At 33.3% G+C, this 6,927-nt stretch carries 2 protein-coding genes; one reads left to right on the top strand and one right to left on the bottom strand.

The window, feature by feature from the left end:
- The first annotated feature begins 19 nt into the window (after positions 1-19).
- The gene (locus MHN33_RS23605; RefSeq protein WP_239401913.1) at positions 20-4,216 is read left to right on the top strand and encodes an SIR2 family protein; all 4,197 of its coding nucleotides are present in this window, start codon (positions 20-22) and stop codon (positions 4,214-4,216) included.
- Between the two features lie 7 nt (positions 4,217-4,223).
- On the opposite strand, the gene MHN33_RS23600 is transcribed toward MHN33_RS23605, so the two are convergent.
- On the bottom strand, positions 4,224-6,908 hold the full coding sequence (locus MHN33_RS23600; protein ID WP_239401911.1) for a pyridoxal-dependent decarboxylase: 2,685 nt from the start codon (positions 6,906-6,908) through the stop codon (positions 4,224-4,226).
- Positions 6,909-6,927 lie beyond the last annotated feature (19 nt).

The following is a 6,927-nucleotide window of genomic DNA, read 5'->3' as shown; positions in this document are numbered from 1 at the left end:
GTAAGGATAACTAGGAATTATGGGTAATCAGGAACACACTTTTCTAAAATTAAGCTACGCATTGCGGGACCTTAAAGAAGAGGAAAATACTACCGTAATTCTGGGTGCTGGATGCTCGCTCAGTTCCTCAAAGAAAGATATTTCCACAATGGGTATAATGAAAGAGTGCTTAATAGACCACGGGGTGAGTGACGTTGATGAATCTAGCTGGGAAGTTTTATATAGGGATTTTATAAATATAGTTTGGGAAGGGAAAGGGAGTGAAGAACGAAAAAGGCTACTTAATAAAAAGTTACTAAATATTGAACCTACGGAAGGGCATAAATGTTTAAGGTTACTTATTGAAAATGGATATGTGAAAAACATAATTACTACAAACTTTGACATGCTGCTAGAGAAAGCTTTTCAAGGGCTATCCTACAACAAACGGGTTGGAGACGCTGATTATATAAAAATTGGAGATAAACCTACATTTAATTTGTTGAAAGTGCATGGGGATCTAGAAGAAGGGAATCTAAAGTTTTCACCTGATGATCTGAGCGTTCTTCCGAGTACTCTAGCAAATGACATCAACGAAAAGACATCTGGATTACTTATTTTCATTGGGTATCGAGGCCAAGATATCGGGTTGATGAATTCACTTTGTAAATTGGGTCACTTTTCCGCATTCTGGATTGATGTAAATGAGTTGAATAGGACGGACTTATTAAGTTCAAAACCAATATATAAATTTATGGCAGAAAGAGAGTCTGATGGTAACTTTCTATCTGGTGACCGCTTTGGTGATTTTTGCGAGATAATGGCTAAGCTTAGGGGGATAATATTTAACCCACCAGTAAAATCAACAATAAAATCAAAAGAAAACACCATCAACAAACAGTGGTTGAACACAACAATAATTGAGCTGCTTTCTATATATGGCCGAATTTATGAGATTTTTATAGATATAATTAAAATGTCTGAAAAAATTCAACGTGAATTATCCTGGAAGGGGGAGTACCCTTCATTTTCACTAAGTTATGACGAACTCCTTGGATCATACTTATATTTTTTTAATAGTGAAAGGCTTCCTGCCAATCTACTGCATATACCAAACAACGAAATCGATGCCCTTATTCTTGGTCTTTCAGTTGAAGTTAACGTAAGAGCAAGTGGAAACTGCATCGAGCCGAAAGAATTTATTTCGAAGCTTCGTGCGGAAGCAACACTACATGAAAGAGACAAAATAGTAGATATTGATTCTATTTGGTCTGCTGTTGAAGAGGTTTCCTTTTCAAGTTGCAGTGAAAGAAATAAGGTTAAGATAGGAATGGATAATAAGCTGTTCCTAGAATCACATGATATCCCTCTTCTAGATTTTAAGGAAATTATGGACGTAGTTAGCTTCTTATCTTTGCTAACACCATCTAGAAATATAAGAAAAAAACCTGATGACACTATTCAAAAAGTTAGAGACTTCTTAAGAGGAAAGCTTGATAAAGTAAGGGTTTATCAGGATAAGATTTGTGTTGATTTAGGAGTGGTTGATGCGAAATATTTTGATTCTCTTACTTCCTCCTATATAAATAAAATACCTAATATAACAAATGAAAAGATCAAAGAAGAATCGAACAATAGAAGCTTGTTTATCTTTGATACTAAATGGTTGTCTGTAATTGTTGGTGTAGAGAAGTCAGTGCTATCCGCTGATGAATGGTCCGAAGATACACTTTATTCAAATTTAGTACGTTGCTCAAAAGATAGTGTTTTGAAGTTTTTAAAGTTGGGTTACGCTTTCAATTCTCCCCACAGTGAGCATGTTGAGCTAAAGCTCGATATGGACCTGGAGAACTTTATAAAAAGTACTAAGATTGCAATTTTTATCACAGGTCCAAGTGGAAGCGGTAAAACAAAATCATTACAGAATCTTGCGTTAAATGAAAAATCAAATAAAGACTTAATTACGATCTTCTTTTCTCCAAAGCGCGGCGGACAAACACAAGGAGGGTTTGATTTGTTCTTAGACTTTGTTAGAGCCGAAGAAATAGAGCTAGAATTGAAAAACCTTGATGAGAATTTATTATCAAGAGGGAAAACACTTATTTTTATACTTGATGGTTTAAATGAGTTCGACGGTTTTAACAATCAAATAAATCACTATTGTGAAATTGTAGATATGATCGAAAAGATATCCCTAATCGGGTGTCGAAGCATTAAAGTAATAATTTCCTGCAGGGATAGAGCTTATCAGGAGTATAGAAATAAGTCAGCCATCAATCTAAATCCAATATATTTCTTTCACAACAAGAAAAATAATAATAAAAATCAAATGGAGTTTGATGCGGCTTATAGAATATCTGAGGTTAGTTCAGCTGAAAAGGAGATGCTCATAAAGCTACATTACCCAAGTGGACATAAATCGGAACTTTCAGACTGCAAATTCATATTTAACAATATTCTACCTGAAAACCCCACTCCTTTTATTATTGCTCTATTAGGGAGGTACATAAATGAAATAAGCAATGCTGACTTTCCTATTGATAGTAATGAATTATATTGTCAATTCTCAAGCTTAATGCTTAAACAGCTTTCTGAACAACACAGGTTTTTAGCTAGGAAGGTAATATATACATACTTTGATTTTTTATTAAATGGTGAAAAAGGCACTGGGGTCACAAAGTTCAAAGTGATAGATAGCTTTTCAAGTCAGTTTGATCGTGATGTACCATTGTTAATCAATAAACTAGAAGACTTAGGAGTACTCATTAGAGATGATTCGGAGCTTGAAAAGATAACTTTTCAACATGATAAAATAGAGGAAGTGTTCTTTCGTGACTACATTGAAGAAAATGAATTTAAAGGTAGTGATTTTTTTGAAAGGATTATTAGCTTGGTATTAAGAGGAGTTATATATCAAAGTGGGTTTTATCAATACCTCATGGGGTTAGTTATGAGTAGGAACCTGTCATTTTTTAGGCAGATTTTATTAAATAACCTCTATAAATACGGCCGCTTTATACCAAAAATTATTATTGAGTCACTATCGTGTTCTCCTAACTTAAAAGAAGATATTGGTTTTATTATAAATTCAGGTTCTGATATAGAAAGAGATAGGGTGGTTAATACCCTAATAAGTGGTTTAGATAACTGTTTGCAAGACTTCTCTACAACCGGCCTTCCACTCATTGAACTTTTCCCCATTATATCATCAATTGAAAGCACTAGCTTGCGTGACAATCAAAAACCATACTTCTCCTTTTATCAATCTAAAATACACTATTTCACTAATGATTATATAGGAGCTGAGAAATATGCCGTTAGAGCATATAAATTAACTGATGATTCATTGCCTTTACTAAGAGCAAAAATAAAAATTCACCAATCCGTAATTTTTATGGAACTCGGATATCCCATGAAAAGTATAAGTGTGCTTCACGATGAGTTCGAGCGCTTGAAGACAAAGAGTGATAAAAGAATGCTGGCCGAAGTTGGAGTTGAACTTGGTCGTGCATATAATCATTGCGGAAAAACAAAAGAGCCATTAGAAATCTATGATATTCTATTGAGTGATAAGAGTATCGTGGACGATCCATATTTATTGGCAAGAATATATGAACAAAAAGCAAATACATTGAATAAGGTCATGTATAGAAACTTAAAATCTTTAGAAAAGTCTAAATCAAATGAAAGTGAAGGTGTAGACTTATTATTTGAACAGGCTATTGACTTATATGACAGATCAATAAGGATTCTTTTGAAAAATAATTTCATCTTTACTTATAGTGGAGTTGTCCCCGAGAAAATAAACACATATATAAGTTACTCAATTTCAATAAACCCCATTGGAATTAATGAGTGTGAAAAGCTAATTTCAGAAATGGACTATTTATTTAGTGTTATATCGACACCTTTTGAAGGTGACTTTCTCTTATCCAAAGCCTATTACCTCGAGTTTAGAGGAAAATATAAATTGGCAGAGTCTGAGATCGAAAAAGCAATAACAAGAACCAAGGAGATGAATGTTAAAAACAAGGAAGCAAAATGCTACTTTTTTAAAGGTAAATTTATATATAGATGCTTGAAAAAAAAGGTGTATCTAAAAGGTAAGGGGGATATGATACGCAGTGGGATTGATTCAATAAATAGTGCGATTGACTATTACAAAGAGCACACTCCATCAAACAACCCCACATTAATCAACTGCAAAGAGTTAATTAATGACTTAAAATCGATTTAATAAACAATTACATGGGAACTTCTTTAGGTATGTAATTTCCTGTTTTATTTAAATTTAACATTTCAATTGCATCGAATTGAGCTTTTGATCTGCCTATTTCTCTCGAAATTCTCTCTGAGATAACCCTGTCGATACTTAATGTCATGGGAAACAAAGAAATGGCGGATACATATAGCCCTTTGCTATTTATAAAATATTTTGGAAGAAACCTAACAAATTTCTGTGTTCCATTTTCAAAGTTTTCATTGGATAGATACTCGGAGAAACGGAATAAGTATGAGTTATTTCTTTCTATAGTGTAGGTTTCTGAATTTATTATTTCACAGAAATTAATTTTGCTATCTAGAGAACTGCACCAAATAATTGTACCAAAGCCGTAAGATCCTTCTCCGTTTAATACTTCAAAACCATGTTCTGGTAAAGAGTTCTGGAAAGAGCATGCTACATCAACCATATTTGCAACATATGCTCTAATACCTTCAACACCTAGACTCTGTAACATATTCCATGCAGATAAAATTGCAGCCGATCCTCTAGAGTTATTTAGTGAGTAGTGATACGGTTCTCTATTTCTTTCGTCAACAGCATTATCAAATATTGAATAAAGGCATTGAGGGTCTTTTGTCAAAAATACACTGTTTCCAAATGGGCATAGCCCAGCCTTGTGAAAGTCTATCCCTATTCCATCAGCAAGCTTTGTGTATACCAGGTTTTTATAAATAGATTCAACTTTAATTAGAGCCTCTTCTCTTATTTTTAGATTGTTCTTCTCAAAATCATATCCTTTAAAAAATAACCAAGGCCAACCAATAACTAAGTCAAAGTAGATATATGGACAATAGCCTGTAGAGTACTTCAATGAACATTTTTCTATTATTTCGCTAACTTTCTTCAAATCTTCAATACTGCAGTGTCTGGTATTTCCTCCAGATACAATAACACATGCTATGGGTGTACCTTGCATAATATATTCTTCAAGGGTTTTTTCTAGGCTATTCAAGTCGATTTTGTCATTGATGGTTGGTATACGTTTAACTGAGGTAGCTGGAAGGCCTAATAAAGAGCAAGTTGACTCAATCGAGTAGTGGTTAATTTTTGAAGTAATAACAACCGGTTTTCTTTCACTATCACAAAATGGTTCACATCGATTCATTCCCATTTTTATCCCGTAAGTAATACAAGCTTTTCCACCTGAAGTGAAGATTCCGGATCGCTTATTTTTCCATCCTATTAAATTCGACAACTGTTTTATTATTAGGTTCTCCATCTTTACTATACCTGGAGCTGTTTTTCCTGCCATTGCATTAGGGTTATACAAACTGGATAAAGTGGTTGCAGCAACAGTGTTTAGCATTGTTGGTGGGTTAACATTATATAAGGTAGTTGGAGCATGCCATCTTGGTTGGCCATCAAAAACTTCCATTGAGTCATTAAGTACCGTATCAATATCATTGACTTCTCTAGGTATCTCTTTATATTTATTTAAAAATGAATGTGAAGATTTATAGTTACCAAGAAATGGGGATTCACAACTATTTAATTCTGGTAAATTACTCATTGCATCTCTTATTAAATTTACAAGCTGCTCCTTGTTTCTTTCATCAGGGTATAGAAAGCTTTTCTTAAGCTGATTACAAATATCCATGTAGTCATATTCTTTGTATAGCTCCTTCACTAAGTTTAAGGGAGCTAGTTTCTTAATTACTTCCTCGGATATCTCTTGTGAAAATTTAAAAATTAGATTTCTAAAATCATTTTCCTTTGATTTCTCAACTAAAAATATAAAAATTATTGTGTATAGCACATCTTTGAAACTAGATTTATATTTCTTTTCTATGCTAGAGAGCATTGTCAGGTCTAATGGGTTTGATGCATTCACTCCGTTTAGGTATATTTTCTTACTTTTTTTACATACTGAAAATTCAAATTGAGAATAATTTTGTAGTTTGTATAGCTCTATTAATTTTGAATTTTCCCGTAGAAGCAGCGTGCTAGTTTTTATATCTAACTCACTATTATCCTGGCTGCCAACATGATGGATTATCTCAATGTTATTCGGCTCTTTTCCCATTGTGGATACAATATAACGTTTACCTTCCTTTGGAATTCCCTTAATTATGATCTCGCTCACCGGTTCATCACATGTAAAGATTCTAGAAATAAAAAGATTGGCTTTATCCCAACTTTCAAAAATATAATCTTTGCATTTAAGTGTAGTTTTAAAACAAGCTGTTTCTTTCTCAATAGATATTGAAAATGTTGTATCAGAAAACTCGTTAGGCCTTCTCCCTAGAAGATATGAATCTTTTGTTAATACACTTGTAGGAGGTGATATCTTGCAAGCATTATGACTAGCAATCAGATTATTTGCTAAAAAATTTGAGGTGTAGCTATTTGCGAAATATGGAGCTTCCAGAATCTCAAGAAGTTGGATAATATTGAATTGGTTTGTTTTAATATCTTCTTCATAAACCCCACCAATACTATATTGAGAACATGGAATAACGCATAAAAAATTTTCACTGTATATGGTTTCTTCCACTTCTTTTTTAGATGGGTCAATAATGCATTTGAAGCTTAGCCATTTCCCATCAATTGATTCAACTGCGTCCTTTAAATATTTTACTTCACTATCGGTATCGAATTCCAACCTTGAAAGTATTATTAAAACTCTATGTATTTCACTACCCATAATTCCTAGTTATCCTTAC

Origin of the sequence: Pseudoalteromonas sp. OOF1S-7 (assembly GCF_022347765.1) — a bacterium.
Lineage (GTDB): Bacteria > Pseudomonadota > Gammaproteobacteria > Enterobacterales > Alteromonadaceae > Pseudoalteromonas.
Note: the sequence above shows the minus strand (reverse complement) of the source record. Positions and strands in the feature narration are given on the sequence as shown.

Excerpts from the sequence above, each read along its gene's own strand:
- MHN33_RS23605 (WP_239401913.1), top strand. The coding sequence starts at position 20 with ATGGGTAATCAGGAACACACTTTTCTAAAATTAAGCTACGCATTGCGG.
- MHN33_RS23600 (WP_239401911.1), bottom strand. The coding sequence starts at position 6,908 with ATGGGTAGTGAAATACATAGAGTTTTAATAATACTTTCAAGGTTGGAA.